We start from the raw sequence: 18478 nt of genomic DNA, 5'->3' as shown, positions 1-18478 counted from the left end.
CCTGGAGAATTCAAATGATTAAATTAAGTAATGTCAGCAAGTGGTATGGTCAGTTTCAAGTATTGACGGATTGCACGACCGAAGTGTCCAAAGGCGAGGTGGTGGTGGTGTGTGGTCCATCCGGTTCCGGTAAATCGACCCTGATCAAGACGGTCAACGGTCTGGAGCCTTTCCAGAAGGGTGAAATCACAGTGGAAGGGGTGTCTGTCGGCGACCCGAAAACCAATTTGTCCAAATTGCGCGCGCGCATTGGTATGGTGTTCCAGAACTTTGAGCTATTCCCGCATTTGTCCATTCGTCAAAACCTGACCATAGGCCAGGTCAAGGTACTTGGTCGTTCAGAAGAGGAGGCTACTGAACGCGGCCTCAAATACCTGGACCGTGTTGGTCTGATCGCGCAAAAGGATAAGTTTCCTGGCCAGTTATCCGGTGGTCAGCAGCAGCGTGTTGCGATTGCCAGGGCGCTGTCCATGGACCCGATCGCCATGCTGTTTGATGAACCTACTTCTGCTCTCGATCCTGAGATGATCAATGAAGTGCTGGATGTCATGGTGGGTCTGGCGCAGGAAGGCATGACCATGATGGTCGTGACGCATGAAATGGGGTTTGCCAAGAAAGTAGCAAATCGCATCGTCTTCATGGACAAGGGCCTCATAGTCGAAGATTGTGCCAAGGATGAATTTTTCACCAATGCCCGTTCTGACCGCGCACGTGATTTCCTGGCGAAAATCATCCATTGATGGAATTGAAAATTCGGTAGTATTTTTTGTTTCAAAAAAACAGCCCTGAACAAGTTCCAGGGCTGTTTTTCCTTGTGAATAGGACTTACGCAAAACCGCCCCAGCTGCGTTGCAGCTCCTCTCCTAGGAGCCGCGTACTAAAGTACTGTCTTCGTCGCTACGGTGTAGTTGGGGTTTCAGACAACATGTTGTCTGCCAACGAAACGAACCTCCCCTGCAAGGGAGGTTTCCTAGAAGCGATAGCCTTGCTGGGGCAATTTTGCGTAAGTCCTAGTGAAAACAAATTCTGTTCTTTTCAGAAAATGGCTAGCTTGCTATCCATGCAAGAAAAAAAGCAAGTCAGCAAGGTAGTCAATATTCGAGAAAAAGCAGGGGAAAAGGTAAAATGCCGGTATTCCGTCAACGCGAGCTAACATGACAACCACGACTTCTGGCAATACCCCGCAGCAAATCACCCTTACCCGACCCGACGACTGGCATCTGCATGTGCGAGACGGCGCAGCATTGAGCAGTGTGCTGCCACATACGGCAGCCCAGTTTGCGCGGGCCATCATCATGCCCAACCTGAAACCACCAGTCACGACAACCGCGCACGCCGCCGATTACCGCAAGCGCATCTTGGCTGCCTTGCCTGACGGCATGACATTTGAGCCATTAATGACCTTGTATCTGACGAATAACACGCCGCCAGATGAAATCCGTCGTGCCAAAGACAGTGGTTTTGTGCATGCGGTGAAGTTGTACCCGGCGGGTGCCACCACCAATTCCGATGCTGGTGTGACCGACCTGAAAAATTGCTACAAGACCCTGGAAACCATGCAGGAAGTTGGCATGCCCTTTCTGGTGCATGGTGAAGTGACTGATCCTGAGATTGATTTGTTTGACCGTGAAGCAGTATTCATTGACCGCGTCATGCAACCGCTGCGCAAAGACATGCCGGAATTGAAAGTGGTGTTTGAACATATCACCACCAGTGATGCGGCTGCGTACGTGGCAGAATCCGGCGGCCCGATTGCTGCGACGATTACTGCCCATCACCTGCTATATAACCGCAATGAGATTTTCAAAGGGGGCATACGCCCGCATTATTACTGTTTGCCTGTGCTCAAGCGCGAAACCCACAGGCAGGCTTTGGTCAAAGCTTCCATCTCGGGTAGCAAACGCTTCTTCCTGGGGACAGACTCTGCACCGCACGCCAAAGGTTTGAAAGAGCATGCCTGTGGTTGTGCCGGTTGTTATACCGCCCTGCATGCGATGGAATTGTATACCCAGGCGTTTGAACAGGCTGGAGCGCTCGATCAGCTGGAAGCCTTTTCCAGCTTCAATGGTCCGGATTTTTATCAATTGCCACGCAACCAAGGCACCATTACTCTGGTGCGTGAAGATTGGCAAATGCCCGCCGAATTGCAATTTGCCGACAGCAGTATCGTGCCTCTGAACAGCGGTGAAACTCTGCACTGGAAAATGCGTGCAGCTTGAGTATAGAAGCACATGACCCCACGTTTTTTTGATGGCATAGACTGGTCACGGCACTGGTATGCCGCCGTATTGCCGGTGGCGCAAGAGGTGTTGGCGTACGCTGACTGGCGCGCACGGATCAATCAGTTGAGTGCCCAGTCAGGTTTGCTGAATCACCTCGACCTGCCTATACAATTTATTGCACAAGAAGAATTGCCGGAGGGTGTTGCCTATGAAGCCCATATCAGCGCCAGTGGACAGGTGCCGACCAGGGAAAATCTGCATGACTTTTTCAATGCACTGGTGTGGCTGAGTTTTCCTTGTATGAAGCGGCAACTGAATGCCCTGCAGGCAGCCCAGATTGCTGCAATTGGTATCGGCAAGTCACGCGGGCCGGCACGCGATGCAGCTACCATTTTTGATGAAAATGCGGCCTTGCTGGTGGTTGAAGACAGTGAGCAGGGACAGGCGCTGATCGAATCCCTGCGCGCACATGCATGGCAGGATGCTTTTGTCACGCAGGCAGACAAGTTTGCTCAGATTGCCGAAGTCTGGTGTTTTGGCCATGCCCTGATGGAAAAACTGGTCAAACCGTATAAAGCCATTACAGCCCATACCTGGGTGCTGATGGTTGATCAGGCCTACTTTATGCTGGATGCGACAGCCAGGCGTGCGCATGTGGATCAGTTGGTGGCCGCGCAACTGGCCAGCCATCCTTTGACTACCGCAGACTACACACCCTTGCCGGTACTCGGCCTGCCTGGCTGGTGGCCACAGCAAGACCAGGCTTTTTATGCAGACCAGCAAGTGTTCAGGGCCAGACGTACCTGAGCATCTGTGCAACGCTGCAGGTTCTATGCGGCAGGCTTGCTCTGCAGCATGTGGAATAACTGGTCTTTCAAACTGATACGCAGTTTTTTCAGGTCTTCCAGTGCCACATCACCCAAATGTTCTTTACCATTCTCAGCACGATTGACGGCTTTGTCCGTTACATCATATTCATCAAACAGTTTTGCGAAATGAGCGTTGCCAAGTTTTAATTCATGAATGATTTCCTTGAATTGAGGAAATTCAGTGGACAGTGGGTGATGGTCAACTTGCATAGGGGAATTCCTTGTTTAAATGGGGAAATATTTCCTTATCTTCATAGTAAGCAAGTTACAGTTGATGCAGATGATCTGGATCAAGCCTGCGGTAAATAAGTCCGGAACAACTTACCCCAGCTCAACTTACCCAGAATACCCATTGATTTCATGTAGAATATTTGTGCATTACGATCCATGGTAACGCGTTGTCGGCGGGCCATTCGGGAGAGGGAGAGGCTTTGATGAGCGTATTGACTGAAGGTCCTGAATCTGAGCGCGCTGCTGGCAGCATGATTATTTATCTGGACAGACTGTAGCAATGCCCGGCAAGCATACACACCAGCCTGCCGCACCCGGCCGATTCTCTTCCCTGTCGCTCAGAAATGCGATTGTGCTGGGTATCGCATTGGGTATTGTCATACCGGCGATGTTGCTGGGCTCTGTACTGGCCAGGGATAGCTATGAACGGGAATATGAAGTGCGCGTGCGTGGCCCTTTGCGTCAGTATGCCAACATGCTGGAACAGACCATGCCCATCCCCTTATGGCAGGTTGATGCCGAAGCGGCACAGAGTTTTGTCAATTCCGTCATGCTTAATCCGGACGTCGTACGCATTTCGGTAGAAGATGCCGCCCTTGGGCGCTTTGTCCATGCCGAACAGGCCAATGCACAGCAACAGGATCTGATTTCAGAGACACGGAATATCCGCAAAGGTGGTGGCATCATAGGACGCGTCACGATAGTGATGAGCAGCCATCTGATGGAACAGGAATTCCTGAAGAAGTTAGCCAAAGGTGGTGCGGCCATTCTCGTGCAGTTGCTGATTTCTTTTTTCCTGTTGTGGCTCTTGTTTCAAAGACGCATGATGCGTCCGCTGCAACAGTTGCAACTGGATGTGGACCGCCTGGGCGAAGGGCAGTTTACAGCACCGGTTCATGTGGCCAGACAGGATGAACTGGGTAGCCTGGCACTCGGCGTTGATACCATGCGGGTACGACTGGGTGAACTGATGCAAATGCAGGCCAGCCATCAACTGACACTGGAACAACGGGTTGCAGATCGTACGCAAGAACTGCATGGCTCCAACCAGGAATTGCGCACGGCACTGGATAACCTGAACAATGCACAGTTGGAAATCCAGCGTACAGACCGGCTTGCCGCACTGGGTTCACTGGTCGCAGGAGTGGCACATGAGCTCAATACACCCATAGGCAATTCGGTCACAGTCGCCAGCACCATACACGACCTGAGTCACGAGTTCTGCAAGAAAATGGCTCTGGGCATGACGCGTGCACAACTACAAACGTATGTAGAGCAAAATTTGCAGGCCAGCGATATTTTATTGCGCAACCTGCATGGTGCGGCGGAATTGATAGGCAGTTTCAAGCGGGTTGCCGTTGACCGGACCAGTGCACAAAGAAGAGCGTTTCTGTTGGATGAGGTGATACGCGAAACAGTACTGACCATGGGTACCAGCATCAAGCGCAGCATCCATCAGGTAAGCATGGATTTGCCAGCGGACATCTGGATGGATTCTTATCCGGGCCTGCTTGGTCAGGTCATCAGCAATCTGATCAATAACGCCATATTGCACGGGTTTGAAGACAGGGAGAATGGCGTGATCAGTATCCATGCACATCGCCTGGACCTGGAGCCACCAGCGGTCGAGTTAAGCGTCAGTGATGACGGCGTCGGCATCTCGGAAGCCAATATGAGCAGGATATTTGATCCATTTTTCACAACCAAATTGGGGCAGGGCGGCAGTGGCCTGGGTTTGAACATTGTGTATAACCTGATACGCGATGTATTGGGCGGCAGCATTCGCGTTGAGAGCAAGCCTGGCAGCGGTGCCAGCTTCATCATGCATTTACCCTTGCATGCCCCTGGGCAGGCTGATACAAGCGAATAGACGGCTCATGTAGTGAGAGGTGGGCAGCATGGCAGCAGCAGGTGGGTGCTGAATAATACTATTGTTAAAATAAAAACGGGAGCTGTGGCTCCCGTTGCTGCTTCTTTTACTGCTATCGCAGGGATTTATTGCTCGCGCAACCAAGTCTGGGTACGGCCAAACATCGGTGCACCAATATAACCGCGTACATTCAGCTTTTTGTTGTTTTCAATCACGCTGAGTTTGCTGCTATATAACTTGCCATTACCCGGGTCGAGTATTTTGCCGCCAGTGTATTCATCACCGTCTTTTTTCAGGCCGGATAAGATGGTCATGCCGACGATGGGTTGGTCCTTGTTGGCGCCTTCGCATTTGTCGCATTTTGGATTCTTTTCAGGCGCATCAGCTTCCAGGAACAGTTTTTCTATCCTGCCCTGCAATTCACCGCCAGTTTCGGTGATGCGTATCAATGCCTTGGGCTTGCCAGATTTATCATCAATGCTCTTCCATAGGCCGACCGGGCTTTCTTCTGCCTGCGCCAGCAAGGGCAGACCCGCAAGGGCGATGGATACGGATAACGCGGATAATGCAGTTAACGCAAGTGGAACTGTTTTTTTCATGCTGTCTCCAAAAGAAAAAACCTAGGTCTCTGATTTATTGGAATTGATTGTACGTGGCAAAATATTTACCACGTACAAGATTTTTAGAGTACCTACTTTAACCCACGGTATTACGCTGATGGCAATTTGCCAAGTTGTTCGCGCAGTTTTTGCAGGGTAGCAGAGAAATTTGCCATCCTTTCTTTCTCTTGCGCGATCACTTGTGCCGGTGCCCTGGCGACAAAGCCTTCATTACCCAGCTTGGCTTCTGCTTTGGTGATTTCGCCTTCCAGACGGGCGACTTCCTTGCTGATACGTGCACGTTCAGCCGCCACATCAATTTCCACTTTCAGCATCAGTTTGGATTCGCCCACGATGGATACCGGTGCCGGTGAATCCGGCAGGGCATCCACCACGCTGACTTCAGACAGCTTGGCCAAAGCTTGCAGGTAAGGGGCAAAAGACTGCAGACGGGCTTTGTCTTCGGCATTAGCGGCCTGCAACAACAGTGGCACGCGCAGGGCAGGGGACAATTGCATTTCACCACGCAGGTTACGGCAAGCGTCAGTCATGCCTTTCAGTGCCTGCATCCAGGCTTCGGCATGCGTGTCGACATTTTCAGCGACAAACAGCGGGTAAGGCTGGATCATGATGCTGTCGCCAGCCGGGTTCAAGGTCTTGCCTGCCAGTGGTGCCACGGTTTGCCACAAAGCTTCGGTGACGAAAGGAATGATAGGGTGAGCCAGGCGCAAGATCACTTCCAGCACGCGCAAGAGCGTGCGGCGGGTGGCGCGTTGTTGCGCCTCATTGCCTTGCTGTACCTGTACCTTGGCAACTTCCAGGTACCAGTCGCAATATTCATCCCAGACAAACTTGTAGATGGCAGAAGCAATATTGTCGAAACGGTAGTCAGCAAAGCCTTTTTCTACCTCGGTCTCTGCTCTTTGCAGGGTAGAGATGATCCATTTGTCAGCCTGTGAATATTCCAGATCAGCCGCACCCACATCTGCGCCAAAACCACAATCCTTGCCTTCGGTATTCATCAAGACAAAGCGGGTCGCGTTCCATAGTTTATTGCAGAAATTGCGATAGCCTTCACAGCGACCAAGATCGAAATTGATATTGCGGCCCAGCGATGCGTAGCTTGCCATGGTGAAGCGCAAAGCGTCGGTACCATAAGCGGGGATGCCATCGGCAAATTCCTTGCGCGTGGCTTTTTCTATGCTGGCTGCCTGTTTGGGGTTCATCAGGCCAGCAGTGCGCTTGGCCACCAGTTCATCCACGCTGATACCGTCAATGAGATCAATAGGATCCAGGGTATTGCCCTTGGACTTGGACATTTTCTGGCCGCTGGAATCGCGCACCAGACCATGTACATAGACGGTATTGAACGGTACCTTGCCGGTGAAGTGCGTGGTCATCATGACCATGCGCGCTACCCAGAAGAAAATGATGTCAAAGCCTGTTACCAGTACTGAGGACGGCAGGAACTGTTTGATGTCCGGTGTTTCTTCTGGCCAGCCCATGGTAGAGAAAGGCACCAGCGCAGACGAGAACCAGGTATCGAGTACATCGTCGTCACGCTTCAATGCGCCAGTGTAACCAGCAGCAACTGCCTTGGCTTTGGCACCGGCTTCATCGGTCGCCACAAAAATTTCGCCATTGTCACCATACCAGGCCGGGATTTGATGACCCCACCACAATTGGCGCGAGATACACCAGTCCTGGATATTGTTCAGCCACTGGTTGTAGGTCGTGGTCCAGTTTTCCGGGATGAACTTGATTTCACCATCAGCGACTTTTTCCAGTGCGACTTCAGCGATGGATTTGCCGGGGAAATGCGTGCCTTCCGGTGCCGGTTTGCTCATGGCCATGAACCATTGATCAGTCAGCATCGGTTCGATGACCACATTGGTACGGTCGCCACGTGGCACCATCAATTTGTGTGGTTTAACTGATTCCAGCAAGCCTTGTGCATCAAGATCTGCAACGATTTGTTTGCGGGCGACGAAACGGTCCATGCCTTGATACACGGCAGGGGCGTTTTCATTGATTTTTGCATCCAAAGTAAAAATGCAAATCATGTCCAGTTTGTGACGCTGACCAACTGCGTAATCGTTCATGTCATGCGCAGGTGTGATCTTCACGCAGCCGGTACCAAATTCCTTGTCTACATAACTGTCAGCAATCACCGGGATTTCACGGCCAGTCAGCGGCAGTTTGAGCATCTTGCCAACCAGGTGGATATAACGTTCATCCGTCGGGTCAACCGCCACGGCCACGTCACCCAGCAGGGTTTCAGGGCGGGTGGTTGCCACCGTCAGATGACCAGAGCCATCAACAAACGGATAGCGGATATGCCACATTGAGCCATCTTCTTCTTCCGATACCACTTCCAGGTCGGACACAGCCGTACCCAGTACAGGGTCCCAGTTGACCAGGCGCTTGCCGCGATAGATCAGGCCTTGCTCTACCAGTTTGACGAAGACATCAGTGACGACTTTAGAGCGCTCGGCATCCATCGTGAAGTATTCACGGTCCCAGTCGGCAGACGCACCCATGCGGCGCATCTGACCAGTGATGGTGGAACCGGATTTTTCTTTCCATTCCCACACTTTTTCCAGGAATTTTTCACGGCCCAGGTCATGGCGCGAAATCTTTTGTGCATCAAGTTGTCGTTCTACTACAATTTGTGTGGCAATACCGGCATGGTCCGTACCTGGCACCCAGGCCGTATTGTGACCGCGCATGCGGTAATAACGGGTCAGGCCATCCATGATGGTCTGGTTGAAGGCATGGCCCATGTGCAGGGTGCCTGTCACATTTGGCGGTGGCAATTGTATGCAGAAGGATGGTTTGCCTGCATCCATGGTGGCGGCAAAATATCCACGTTTTTCCCACTCGTCACGCCAGGATTGTTCGATTTCTGCGGGCTCAAAAGACTTGGCTAATTCCATAATATGATCTGCGGTGATTGCTAAACCTTTGATTATAAATGAGTCAGGTGTAGAAGTTGGGTTTTTACTGCGAGTTAAATTGTTTTAAAAATAATTTTTATGCCATGCGAGAGAAATGCGACTCTTGTCTGATAGATAGCAACATCTGTTGTTATCTATAGTCATCTGTATTTCTTTTGTGTAATAGATTGTGTCATCGACTTTAAACGGCATATCTAAAACAGAGGGAAAGTCGTATGCTTGTCGCCTGTTTATGGTTGATACAGGCTGGCTCCGGCCGTTTTGACGGCCTTTCCAATTTTCCTGCCTACTTAAAAGCCACCTACTTTCTACCCACGAGGGCATGCATGTTCCAGCTCCGACATCAAAATCAATGCTTGAGATGGTGTGTATGCATGGCGAGCCTGTTACTGGTTTTACTGCCCCCGACAGTCTGGGCCGACAGCCGCAGTGACTTGCGTGAGATAGAAACCATCCATGACCTGGCAGACCGGGATAATACTGCTGCACTCCAGCAACTAAGGGCGTATAAGGAAAAAATCAGTGTGAATGGCAGCACCTATGCCAATTACAGTTTGCGTGCCGAACTGCTGAAAACCCTGATCACCATCCTGTACGACGCCGGCAAGAATAAAGAAGCGAATGCCACCAATGCTGAACTGATGCAATTGGCGCGTGCGCACAATGATGGCGACATGATCGCCCTGGCCATGATCGGGGAAGCGTTTCAGTTGCAGGACCAGGGCAAGTTTGCGCTGGCACTGGTCAAACTGGAGGAGACACAACAATCCTTGCGTGACAGCAAAGATGCCGAAGTGCTGATGCGCCTGAACATTGCGTTTGGTACGGTGCACTTGGCGATCGGTAATTTTGACAAGTCGCTGGCCTATTGCCTGGAAGCCTTGCGTTTGACTGACCAGATACCGCGCCGCCGGGCCCAAGCCCGGCTGTACCGTATGGAAGCCATTTCCCGCCTCTATTTAAACATGCACAATGCAGAAAAGGCATTGGAAACCGCTAATGACGCATTGTCGATAACACCGAAAATTGATTCTCCTAAAACCATCTCTTCATTGGTGATGGCGCGTGGCCTGGCACTGACCGACCTGGGCCGGTTTGCCGAGGCGCTGGACGCCTACAAGACCGTCTTGCAGATTGCCACCGATGCTGGCATGCCGGTTGTTGTTGCGACTGCCCTGGGCAATATTTCAGATTATTATTTGCACGTTCACCGGTATGACGAAGCCGAACAGGCGGCCAGGACAGCACTGCAAAAAGCGGAGGAGATTGGCGATCCCTTTGCCGTGGCGATGGCCAAAGCCAATATAGGATTTGGCCTGGCTGGTCAAAGAAAATTTGCGCAGGGCATCACGTATATCAACGAGGCCAAAAAGTATTTCATGGAAACCGGTTCCAAGTCGGAGATGGAAAGCCTGTTGAGTGAAATTGGGGCGATGTACGAAACCGCAGGCATGCACAAAGAGGCACTGGCAGTCGTACGTGAGCAGCAAAAACTCAGTGACGAATTGTTTCGGTCCGACCGCGCCCGCGCCGTTGCGACTTTGCAAGAACAGTTCAATGCGCAACAAAGACAAAAGCAGATTGAATTGCTGGCCCGCGAGAATCAGCTCAAGGATGCTGAAATTAAAAATCGTCAGCTGCAGCAAATTATTTTATTGCTGGCTGCAGTAGTGATGGTGATGATAGGTATCGTCATTTTCTTTCTCTACCAACGGGTACGCAAGACCAACGAGAAACTGCGCGAAGTCAACCAGCAACTGGAGTTTCATGCCGTGCGTGATCCCCTGACTGGTTTGTACAACCGCCGCTCTTTCGTCGACCTGATGAAGAGCAGGGTGATCTTGCCGGAAGGTGAGCGTCGCGAGGACAGTCTGGAAAACCCGGACTGCCTGATACTCATGGATATCGATCATTTTAAAAATATCAATGACAGTTACGGCCATGCTGCCGGTGACGTGGTGTTAATGGAAGTGGCACAACGCTTGCGCAATACAGTGCGCGATACGGATATGGTGCTGCGTTGGGGGGGAGAAGAATTTTTGATTTATTCACCGCGCTCGAATCCAGCACAATTGAAGAATCTGGTGGAACGCATACTGCGCGTCATCGGTGAAGCCAGTGTGAATGTCGATGGTGTCTCAATCGCAGTGACCATGACCGCCGGCTTTATCAGCCTACCGTTTTCCGGCATCCCCGAATTGGTCTGTAATTGGGAAAAAGCCCTGCAGATTGCCGACATGGCCCTGTATCTGGGTAAGGTCAATGGGCGCAATCGCGCCTATGGCGTTAACAAATTACTGATTGCGTATGAAGATGCCTTGCCGGTACTGGACCATGATTTATCGGCTGCCATCAAAGCCGGTATGGTGGAGTTGACTGAAGTTCACGGGCCGATAAAAGTGCAAGGCAGCAATATTGTCGCAGATGTAGCAGAGCTACAGTGTGTCTCACCGGAAGAAGCTAAATAAGCACCACGGCTAAAATAAAAGTCGTATAATCTGCCCTCGTCGCGGTCCTGTTTTTTTATAAGACCCGAAGAAAAAATGCTAGGGGTCCTGCCATCACGCTATGAATCGTGATGTCGGGTGAGAAATACCCTCGAACCTGATCTGGATAATGCCAGCGAAGGGAAGCTGCCGAAGACTTTTTGCCACCGTCAGCGTGAGCATCCCGACTTTGGAAACTCCTTTGCTGGCTCCATGCCAACAAAGCAAAGGAGCCAAAATGAACGCCAACCCGCAATTCTTGTCCGCTACCGCCACGGTAGACGAGGCAGCCATACAGCCACTACCGAATTCCCGCAAGACCTATGTACAGGGCAGTCGTCCCGATATTCGTGTGCCCATGCGCGAAATCAGCCAGTCTGATACACCTGCCATGTTTGGTTCAGAAAAAAATCCGCCTATCTATGTTTATGACACGTCTGGCCCTTATACCGACCCTGCTGTCAAAATCGACATCCGGTCCGGCCTGGCGTCAGTACGCGGTGCCTGGATAGCCGAGCGTAATGACACCGAAGAACTGGCTGGCCCGACATCCGAATACGGCATAGCCCGCCTGCATGACCCCAAGCTGGCCGAATTGCGCTTCAATCTCAAGCGCTTGCCACGTCGTGCACTGGCAGGCAGGAATGTCTCGCAAATGCATTATGCGCGACAGGGCGTTATCACGCCGGAAATGGAATTTGTTGCTATCCGCGAAAATTTGCGCAGGAAAGAATACCTGGAAAACCTGAAAGCCTCTGGCCCCATGGGTAACAAGCTGGCAGAAGTCATGGGCCGGCAACATCCTGGCCAGTCTTTTGGTGCTGCGATACCTGACGAAATCACGCCAGAATTCGTACGTTCAGAAATCGCCCGTGGCCGTGCAATTATTCCGGCCAATATCAATCATCCTGAAATCGAGCCCATGATCATAGGCCGTAATTTCCTGGTCAAGATCAATGCCAATATCGGCAATTCTGCAGTGACCTCTTCCATCGGTGAAGAAGTCGAAAAAATGACTTGGGCGATACGCTGGGGCGGCGACAATGTGATGGATTTGTCGACCGGCAAACACATACACGAAACCCGTGAATGGATCATCCGTAATTCACCCGTGCCTATCGGTACCGTGCCTATCTACCAGGCACTGGAAAAAGTGAACGGCAAGGCCGAAGACCTGACTTGGGAAATCTTCCGTGACACCCTGATAGAACAGGCTGAACAAGGCGTCGATTATTTCACCATCCACGCCGGTGTACGCCTGCAATATGTGCCGATGACTGCCAAGCGTCTGACCGGCATCGTCTCACGTGGTGGTTCCATCATGGCGAAATGGTGTTTGGCGCATCATAAAGAAAGCTTCTTGTATGCGCATTTTGAAGACATCTGCGACATCATGAAGGCGTATGACGTGTCCTTTAGTTTAGGCGATGGCTTGCGCCCTGGTTCTATCTATGACGCCAATGATGAAGCCCAGTTAGGTGAATTGAAAACCCTGGGCGAGTTGACCCAGATCGCCTGGAAGCATGATGTACAAGTCATGATAGAAGGCCCCGGTCATGTGCCCATGCACCTGATCAAAGAAAACATGGACCTGCAACTCGAACAATGTCGTGAAGCACCGTTCTATACGCTTGGCCCTTTGACGACCGACATCGCACCAGGCTACGACCACATCACATCCGGCATAGGCGCTGCGCAAATCGGCTGGTATGGCACTGCCATGCTGTGCTACGTGACACCAAAAGAACATCTGGGTTTGCCTAACAAAGTAGACGTCAAGGATGGCATTATCACTTACAAGATTGCCGCCCATGCAGCCGATCTGGCAAAAGGCCATCCCGGTGCGCAGATACGTGACAATGCCTTGTCCAAGGCACGTTTTGAATTCCGTTGGGAAGACCAGTTCAACATCGGTCTTGATCCCGATAAAGCGCGTGAATTCCACGATGAAACCTTGCCCAAGGATTCTGCCAAGGTTGCCCATTTCTGCTCCATGTGTGGTCCGCATTTCTGTTCCATGAAAATTACGCAGGAAGTACGCGACTATGCCAACGCACAGGGCATCAGCGAGATACAGGCATTGAAGCAGGGCATGGAAGTGAAAGCCGTCGAATTCATCAAATCCGGTGCGGAAATCTACAAGAAGCAATAAGCCATGGTGGATATACAACTCAATGGAGAAAAACGGCAACTGACAAGCGCGTTGCTGGCTGACCTGATCGCAGAACTGAACCTGTCGCAGCAGGCGATTGCGGTGGCGGTTAACCGGCAGATTATTCCGAAGTCGAAGTGGGCAGAGTACCAGTTGTATGAGTTAGACAAGGTAGATGTTGTGCGTGCTATTGGTGGTGGCTGAGTTTTTTTAGCTCCTTCCCCTTCAAGGGGAAGGTTGGGATGGGGATGGGTTTCAGTCGTAAAATTCTTACATTATTTTCGATGGAACCCCATCCCAATCCTAGATTCTGTCGGCGCAAGCATGCTTTGCGAAACCCTGACGTCATCCCCTTGAAGGGAAAGGGATTTAAAAAATATTTTTTGCGAAAAAATATGAAAAACGCAACTAGCGAAACCTTGATTACCACAGCAAAAGTGCTGCGAAAAAATATGACTGATGCCGAGAAGAAATTGTGGCAAGGTTTGCGTGGCGAACAGCTTGGCGTGAAGTTCAGACGGCAATATCCATTTCAGTATTTCGTGTTGGATTTTGTATGTCTGGAAAAGCGTTTGGTGATTGAAGTTGATGGGGGACAGCATACTGAAGCGCAAACGTATGACATGCATAGGACTGAAGTGCTGAAGAAGGCAGGTTTTACTGTCTTACGCTTTTGGAATAATCAGGTATTGAGTGAAACTAGTGCTGTGATGGAAGAAATTTGGCGGCATGTGAACAAAGAGCAGTCTTAAAAGACTGAGGACATTCCCCTCCCCTTCAAGGGGAGGGCTAGGGTGGGGATGGGGTTCAGTCGATTAAGCAAACATTCAGTTTGCTGCAGAACCCCATCCCCATCCCAACCTTCCCCTTGAAGGGGAAGGAGCCAAACAGCATTCCAAATTTTGGAGAGAAAACAATGAACACAGAAAACAATAAAGGCCTCACCATAGCCGGCAAAACCTACCGCTCGCGCCTGCTGGTCGGTAGTGGCAAATACAAAGACCTCGAACAAACCCGTCTGGCAACAGAAGCCAGTGGTGCCGAGATCATCACGGTAGCGATACGCCGTGTGAATATCGGGCAAGACCCGAATGCACCAAGCTTGCTGGATGTAGTACCACCCAGCAAATACACTATCTTACCTAACTCTGCCGGTTGCTATAACGCCGAAGATGCGGTCTATACACTGCAACTGGGACGAGAATTATTGGGTGGTCACAAACTGTGCAAGCTGGAAGTATTGGGTGACGAGAAAACCCTGTTCCCGAATATGCCTGAAACCCTGAAGGCAGCCAGGACCCTGGTCAAAGAGGGTTTTGATGTCATGGTGTATTGCAGCGATGACCCGATACAGGCAAAGATGCTGGAAGACCTGGGCTGCGTTGCCATCATGCCGCTGGCTTCATTGATAGGTTCGGGCATGGGTATTTTGAATCCCTGGAATCTGTCGCTGATCATCGATCAGGCCAAGGTGCCGGTACTGGTTGATGCTGGTGTTGGCACCGCGTCGGATGCCGCCATCGCCATGGAACTGGGTTGCGATGGGGTACTGATGAATACGGCGATAGCGGGTGCCAAAGACCCGGTGCGCATGGCGCGTGCCATGGGGCTGGCGGTCGAAGCTGGACGGGAAGCCTTTCTGGCGGGGCGCATGCCACGCAAGTTTGTGGCGTCACCCTCATCGCCCATGGCTGGTCGCATCGTCTGATGAAAACACCCAGCCGTCCATGTGTGCTGGTGTTTGCCGGACATGACCCCAGCGGTGGTGCTGGCATACAGGCTGACATAGAAGCGATTGCTGCGCAGGGTGCGCATGCCTTGCCGGTGATTACCGCATTGACGGTGCAAGACAATGACCATGCCTATGCAGTGCATGCTGTTGATGTGCAAATTATCTTGCAGCAGGCCATGACCCTGGTCGCCAAGATCCCGGTCAAGGTCATCAAGCTGGGTATCGTCGCGCACAAAAAAAATGCGACGGCGATTGCGAATTTTATCCAGAAGATGAAACTGCAATATCCCGACTTGCAAGTCATCGTCGATCCGGTATTGGGTAGCGGACATGGTGACAGTTTATCGCTGGATGATGCGGTAAAGGCGATTGAGCCCTTGTTGAAAGTCGCGACATTGATCACGCCAAATTTGCCAGAGTTAAAACGTTTGTCACCACAGGCGAGTGATCTTCAGGCGCAGGTGCAAAACCTGATGGAATGCACACAAGCTGATATCTTGCTGAAAGGCGGTCATGCAACGGAAGTGCAGGTGAAAAATATCTGGTTTCAGCATGGACAACGGCAGACTGCACAAGAATGGCAATGGCCACGCCTGCCGGGTGAATTTCACGGCAGCGGCTGCACACTGGCGTCGGCCATCGCCGGACAACTGGCAAAGGGTGTCGTATTGGCAGATGCCTTGCAACAAGCGCAAAGCTATACCCAGCAGAGCTTGCAACATGCTTATGCCATAGCTGCCGGACAGCTTATCCCGGCGCGCCAGCCAGTATTGAATACGAGGAAAAAATTATGAACCAATTAAGTGCTCGTCAACTCAGTAGTGGTCAACTCAGTAGTGGTCAACTCAGCGGCTTGTATGTCGTCACCCCTGACTGGGACAATACTGCCGAGCTGGTGGCCGTCACAGAGCAGGCCTTGCAGGGCGGCGCGCAGATCGTGCAATACCGTCACAAAACCGCCAGCCCGGAACTGCGCAAAACCCAGGCCCTGGCCTTGCTGGAGTTGTGCCGCAGTTTTGACAAGCCCTTCATCATCAATGACCATCTGGACCTCTGTCTGGATATTGATGCCGATGGCTTGCATGTAGGCGGCACTGATATGTCGGTCGCTGATGCCAGGGCAAAGCTGGGGGCGGATAAGATTTTGGGCGCATCCTGCTATGGTGATCTGGAACTTGCACGCACTGCCGTCAAAGCTGGTGCCAGCTATATTGCCTTTGGTGGCTTTTATCCTTCGCGCATCAAGCAATATGCGGTGACCACACCAGCAAGCATAGTGGCTGAGGCAGTCAGGGAGTTTGATGTGCCGAATGTGGTCATCGGCGGCATGACACTGGAAAATTGCCAGCCACTGCTGGCACAAGGGGCTGACATGGTGGCAGTAATCAGCAGTGTGTATATGGCAGAGCAACCGCAACAGGCGGCGCGTGCATTTGCAGCGCTTTTCACTGCACGCAAGGCTTGAAGGCAGGTGGATTTATTTTGTTTCGCCTTCGGTTTCTTTGTTGGCAGGCGCAGCCGCTTGCGGTTCCAGGTCTTCGACCTTCAATAATTCTGCTGTGGTCAGGATGCCGACGCTGATGATATCGTGGCCTTCTATGGTTTCACATTTGCGCGGATTGGCGAGCGTACCTTCCGTGCAAAAGCGGATATTGCCCCGCTTCTTGTTCGCGCCTGGGTAGTAGAAAAACATCATGTCGCTGGCACTTTTGATATACATGGCCTGGTCCAGCAATGATTCCGGAAATTTGCCTTCTGTTGCCTTCAGCAACCATTCACGTAATTTAGGTATGGCGTCATTGCTGATTTCACGGGTTTCCTTGTTGTGCGGGCCGTGAAAGCCGAGATTGGTACGTGTCAGGTCCTTGCTGGCGAGCATGCGGCGCTCTTTACCTGCCATGAACATGATGGCGCAGGAAGAAAAGCAATTACCCTGGACTGCAGTATTGATTTTCCTGCCGCTGATCAACTGGGCAATGCCATAGGCTGCATTCAGGTCGCCGCCCTGGCTTTCGGTCAGTACGACATTGTGCACTTCACCACCCGACAGATTGCGACGGAAGCGTTGTGCATCATCCGCTTCTACCTTGCCATATAAAATCAGGGTGTCATTTGAGCGCAGCATGGTCATGGCAGCGACAGGCGCGGTATAAGAAATCATGGCCGCAGCCAGCAAGGTAAACAAAGGATTCAAGCGTGGCATCATCGTTCAGAAAGAAATAATTGAAGCCGCATTATCCTTTGCTTAGACCGACCGGGCAATGTTCTATGCAATGATGTCAAGGTTTGTTATCGCACGCAATAATTTATCCACTGTTTCTGCAGTCGCTGCCAGCATGGGGGCGCGCAGGCAGGCTTGCATTGCGCCGGATGCTGCCAGTGCTGCTTTCAGTGGAGCCGGATTGGGCTCTTCAAACAGCGCCTGCATGACGGGCAGCAAGTGATAGAAAATTGTCCTGGCCTGCGCAAGCTGACCCGCATTGATATGGACCTGCAAACGCAGGAACAGGTCAGGGCGTATATGCGCCGATGCCAGTATGCCGCCAGCACCGCCAAGGCATAATGTAGAAAACAATTGATGGTCTTCCCCTGTCAGCACCTGGATATCGCCATCCATGATGAGTTGCATGGTGGCTTGCAGATTGCCACCGCAGTCCTTGATGGCGACGATATTGGGATGCCTGGCCAGTTGCTGCAAGGTGGCCAATTCCATATTCACGCCGGTGCGGTAAGGAATGTTATACAGCAGCACAGGGAGGGGCGACACATCAGCGATTGCGTTGAAATAGTGCAGGATGCCAGCCTGCGATGGCCGTATGTAATACGGCGGTGTGACCAACACACCAGCGACCTGTCTTTGCCCCACTGATGCAAGTCTGTGCAAGACTTGTCCCATGTGATTACCGCTTAAACCCATGATGACTTGATGGGCCGGAACCACAGCCAGTACAGCATCCAGTACCAGCAATTGTTCATCTTCACTGAGTGCGGCTGCCTCGCCGGTAGATCCACAAACGACCAGGCCTGCTACCCCTTCCAGGATCAGCTTGCTGGCCAATGCCTGTAAGGCAGGGAAATCCACCGCCGCCCCGGTGTCGGCACAAAATGGCGTGACCAGGGCGACCCAGATGCCGGAAAAATCAATGCGTCTGGCCTGGTCGTCAGATTCAATATGTGCGATAGGTGTATGACTGGTATTGCTGGAATTGCTGATGCTGCTGGACATGCCTGTTCTCCTGTGGACCGGTTAAAAGACCCGCAGAGAGTTGACACATAGCACAAAGGGAAGAGACCGTTTTGCCATCCTGTCAGCTCACCTGACGGGACAGCACGCCCCGGTCAGATGAGCGTCTGTTTCTT

General features: G+C 51.7%; 16 protein-coding genes and 1 riboswitch. Of the genes, 11 read left to right on the top strand and 5 right to left on the bottom strand.

The features are described from left to right. Nucleotides 1–14 precede the first annotated feature (14 nt). From ACO0LM_RS25530 to ACO0LM_RS25520, 3 genes are all read left to right on the top strand, one after another. Nucleotides 15–740: an amino acid ABC transporter ATP-binding protein gene (locus ACO0LM_RS25530; protein ID WP_186950995.1), complete on the top strand. Its 726-nt coding sequence runs from the start codon at nt 15–17 to the stop codon at nt 738–740. 414 nt (nt 741–1154) lie between these two features. Further along, on the top strand, nt 1155–2219 hold the full coding sequence (gene pyrC, locus ACO0LM_RS25525) for a dihydroorotase (protein WP_423041220.1): 1065 nt from the start codon (nt 1155–1157) through the stop codon (nt 2217–2219). A 12-nt stretch (nt 2220–2231) separates the two neighbouring features. Next, nucleotides 2232–3029 (top strand): DUF3025 domain-containing protein, encoded by a 798-nt coding sequence (locus tag ACO0LM_RS25520; RefSeq protein ID WP_423041218.1) that lies wholly within the window; start codon nt 2232–2234, stop codon nt 3027–3029. Between the two features lie 23 nt (nt 3030–3052). Here ACO0LM_RS25520 and ACO0LM_RS25515 read toward each other — a convergent pair whose 3' ends face one another. Then, the gene (locus ACO0LM_RS25515; protein WP_423041216.1) at nt 3053–3301 is read right to left on the bottom strand and encodes a YdcH family protein; all 249 of its coding nucleotides are present in this window, start codon (nt 3299–3301) and stop codon (nt 3053–3055) included. A 301-nt stretch (nt 3302–3602) separates the two neighbouring features. On the opposite strand from ACO0LM_RS25515, the gene ACO0LM_RS25510 reads away from it, so the two are divergent. Then, nucleotides 3603–5192 carry a sensor histidine kinase gene (locus ACO0LM_RS25510; RefSeq protein WP_423041214.1) on the top strand — a complete coding sequence of 530 codons (1590 nt, stop codon included), beginning with the start codon at nt 3603–3605 and terminating at the stop codon, nt 5190–5192. A 125-nt stretch (nt 5193–5317) separates the two neighbouring features. Here the strand turns inward: ACO0LM_RS25510 and ACO0LM_RS25505 are convergent, their stop codons facing one another. Both ACO0LM_RS25505 and ACO0LM_RS25500 read right to left on the bottom strand, forming a co-directional pair. Continuing rightward, nucleotides 5318–5791 carry a DUF2147 domain-containing protein gene (locus ACO0LM_RS25505; protein ID WP_423041212.1) on the bottom strand — a complete coding sequence of 158 codons (474 nt, stop codon included), beginning with the start codon at nt 5789–5791 and terminating at the stop codon, nt 5318–5320. Nucleotides 5792–5901: 110 nt separating this feature from the next. Then, nucleotides 5902–8727 (bottom strand): valine--tRNA ligase, encoded by a 2826-nt coding sequence (locus ACO0LM_RS25500; protein ID WP_423041210.1) that lies wholly within the window; start codon nt 8725–8727, stop codon nt 5902–5904. A gap of 395 nt (nt 8728–9122) precedes the next feature. On the opposite strand from ACO0LM_RS25500, the gene ACO0LM_RS25495 reads away from it, so the two are divergent. The 7 genes from ACO0LM_RS25495 (at nt 9123) to thiE (ending at nt 16583) form a co-directional block, all read left to right on the top strand. Next, nucleotides 9123–11216 (top strand): diguanylate cyclase, encoded by a 2094-nt coding sequence (locus ACO0LM_RS25495; protein WP_423041208.1) that lies wholly within the window; start codon nt 9123–9125, stop codon nt 11214–11216. Nucleotides 11217–11286: 70 nt separating this feature from the next. After that, a riboswitch (TPP riboswitch) is annotated at nt 11287–11396 on the top strand. 76 nt (nt 11397–11472) lie between these two features. After that, the gene (thiC, locus tag ACO0LM_RS25490) at nt 11473–13386 is read left to right on the top strand and encodes a phosphomethylpyrimidine synthase ThiC (protein ID WP_423041206.1); all 1914 of its coding nucleotides are present in this window, start codon (nt 11473–11475) and stop codon (nt 13384–13386) included. A 3-nt stretch (nt 13387–13389) separates the two neighbouring features. Then, nucleotides 13390–13590 carry a sulfur carrier protein ThiS gene (gene thiS / locus ACO0LM_RS25485; RefSeq protein WP_423041204.1) on the top strand — a complete coding sequence of 67 codons (201 nt, stop codon included), beginning with the start codon at nt 13390–13392 and terminating at the stop codon, nt 13588–13590. A 44-nt stretch (nt 13591–13634) separates the two neighbouring features. Then, nucleotides 13635–14138 (top strand): endonuclease domain-containing protein, encoded by a 504-nt coding sequence (locus ACO0LM_RS25480; protein WP_423041202.1) that lies wholly within the window; start codon nt 13635–13637, stop codon nt 14136–14138. A gap of 164 nt (nt 14139–14302) precedes the next feature. Next, nucleotides 14303–15094 carry a thiazole synthase gene (locus ACO0LM_RS25475; protein ID WP_423041200.1) on the top strand — a complete coding sequence of 264 codons (792 nt, stop codon included), beginning with the start codon at nt 14303–14305 and terminating at the stop codon, nt 15092–15094. Further along, nucleotides 15094–15912: a bifunctional hydroxymethylpyrimidine kinase/phosphomethylpyrimidine kinase gene (gene thiD, locus ACO0LM_RS25470; protein WP_423041198.1), complete on the top strand. Its 819-nt coding sequence runs from the start codon at nt 15094–15096 to the stop codon at nt 15910–15912. Before ACO0LM_RS25475 ends, thiD begins: the two co-directional genes overlap by 1 nt. Beyond that, a complete protein-coding gene (gene thiE, locus ACO0LM_RS25465; protein ID WP_423041196.1) occupies nt 15909–16583 on the top strand; it encodes a thiamine phosphate synthase in 675 nt (224 codons plus the stop codon). The genes thiD and thiE overlap by 4 nt, the downstream gene beginning before the upstream one ends. A 12-nt stretch (nt 16584–16595) precedes the next feature. On the opposite strand, the gene ACO0LM_RS25460 is transcribed toward thiE, so the two are convergent. Both ACO0LM_RS25460 and dapA read right to left on the bottom strand, forming a co-directional pair. Further along, nucleotides 16596–17312: a hypothetical protein gene (locus ACO0LM_RS25460; protein ID WP_423041194.1), complete on the bottom strand. Its 717-nt coding sequence runs from the start codon at nt 17310–17312 to the stop codon at nt 16596–16598. A 72-nt stretch (nt 17313–17384) separates the two neighbouring features. Further along, nucleotides 17385–18344: a 4-hydroxy-tetrahydrodipicolinate synthase gene (gene dapA, locus ACO0LM_RS25455; RefSeq protein ID WP_423041192.1), complete on the bottom strand. Its 960-nt coding sequence runs from the start codon at nt 18342–18344 to the stop codon at nt 17385–17387. Nucleotides 18345–18478 lie beyond the last annotated feature (134 nt).

It is taken from the genome of Undibacterium sp. Di26W (genome assembly GCF_049340265.1).
Classification (GTDB): domain Bacteria; phylum Pseudomonadota; class Gammaproteobacteria; order Burkholderiales; family Burkholderiaceae_D; genus Undibacterium.
Note: the sequence above shows the minus strand (reverse complement) of the source record. Positions and strands in the feature narration are given on the sequence as shown.

Excerpts from the sequence above, each read along its gene's own strand:
- ACO0LM_RS25530 (WP_186950995.1), top strand. The coding sequence starts at position 15 with ATGATTAAATTAAGTAATGTCAGCAAGTGGTATGGTCAGTTTCAAGTA.
- pyrC (WP_423041220.1), top strand. The coding sequence starts at position 1,155 with ATGACAACCACGACTTCTGGCAATACCCCGCAGCAAATCACCCTTACC.
- ACO0LM_RS25520 (WP_423041218.1), top strand. The coding sequence starts at position 2,232 with ATGACCCCACGTTTTTTTGATGGCATAGACTGGTCACGGCACTGGTAT.
- ACO0LM_RS25515 (WP_423041216.1), bottom strand. The coding sequence starts at position 3,301 with ATGCAAGTTGACCATCACCCACTGTCCACTGAATTTCCTCAATTCAAG.
- ACO0LM_RS25510 (WP_423041214.1), top strand. The coding sequence starts at position 3,603 with ATGCCCGGCAAGCATACACACCAGCCTGCCGCACCCGGCCGATTCTCT.
- ACO0LM_RS25505 (WP_423041212.1), bottom strand. The coding sequence starts at position 5,791 with ATGAAAAAAACAGTTCCACTTGCGTTAACTGCATTATCCGCGTTATCC.
- ACO0LM_RS25500 (WP_423041210.1), bottom strand. The coding sequence starts at position 8,727 with ATGGAATTAGCCAAGTCTTTTGAGCCCGCAGAAATCGAACAATCCTGG.
- ACO0LM_RS25495 (WP_423041208.1), top strand. The coding sequence starts at position 9,123 with ATGGCGAGCCTGTTACTGGTTTTACTGCCCCCGACAGTCTGGGCCGAC.
- thiC (WP_423041206.1), top strand. The coding sequence starts at position 11,473 with ATGAACGCCAACCCGCAATTCTTGTCCGCTACCGCCACGGTAGACGAG.
- thiS (WP_423041204.1), top strand. The coding sequence starts at position 13,390 with ATGGTGGATATACAACTCAATGGAGAAAAACGGCAACTGACAAGCGCG.
- ACO0LM_RS25480 (WP_423041202.1), top strand. The coding sequence starts at position 13,635 with ATGGGTTTCAGTCGTAAAATTCTTACATTATTTTCGATGGAACCCCAT.
- ACO0LM_RS25475 (WP_423041200.1), top strand. The coding sequence starts at position 14,303 with ATGAACACAGAAAACAATAAAGGCCTCACCATAGCCGGCAAAACCTAC.
- thiD (WP_423041198.1), top strand. The coding sequence starts at position 15,094 with ATGAAAACACCCAGCCGTCCATGTGTGCTGGTGTTTGCCGGACATGAC.
- thiE (WP_423041196.1), top strand. The coding sequence starts at position 15,909 with ATGAACCAATTAAGTGCTCGTCAACTCAGTAGTGGTCAACTCAGTAGT.
- dapA (WP_423041192.1), bottom strand. The coding sequence starts at position 18,344 with ATGTCCAGCAGCATCAGCAATTCCAGCAATACCAGTCATACACCTATC.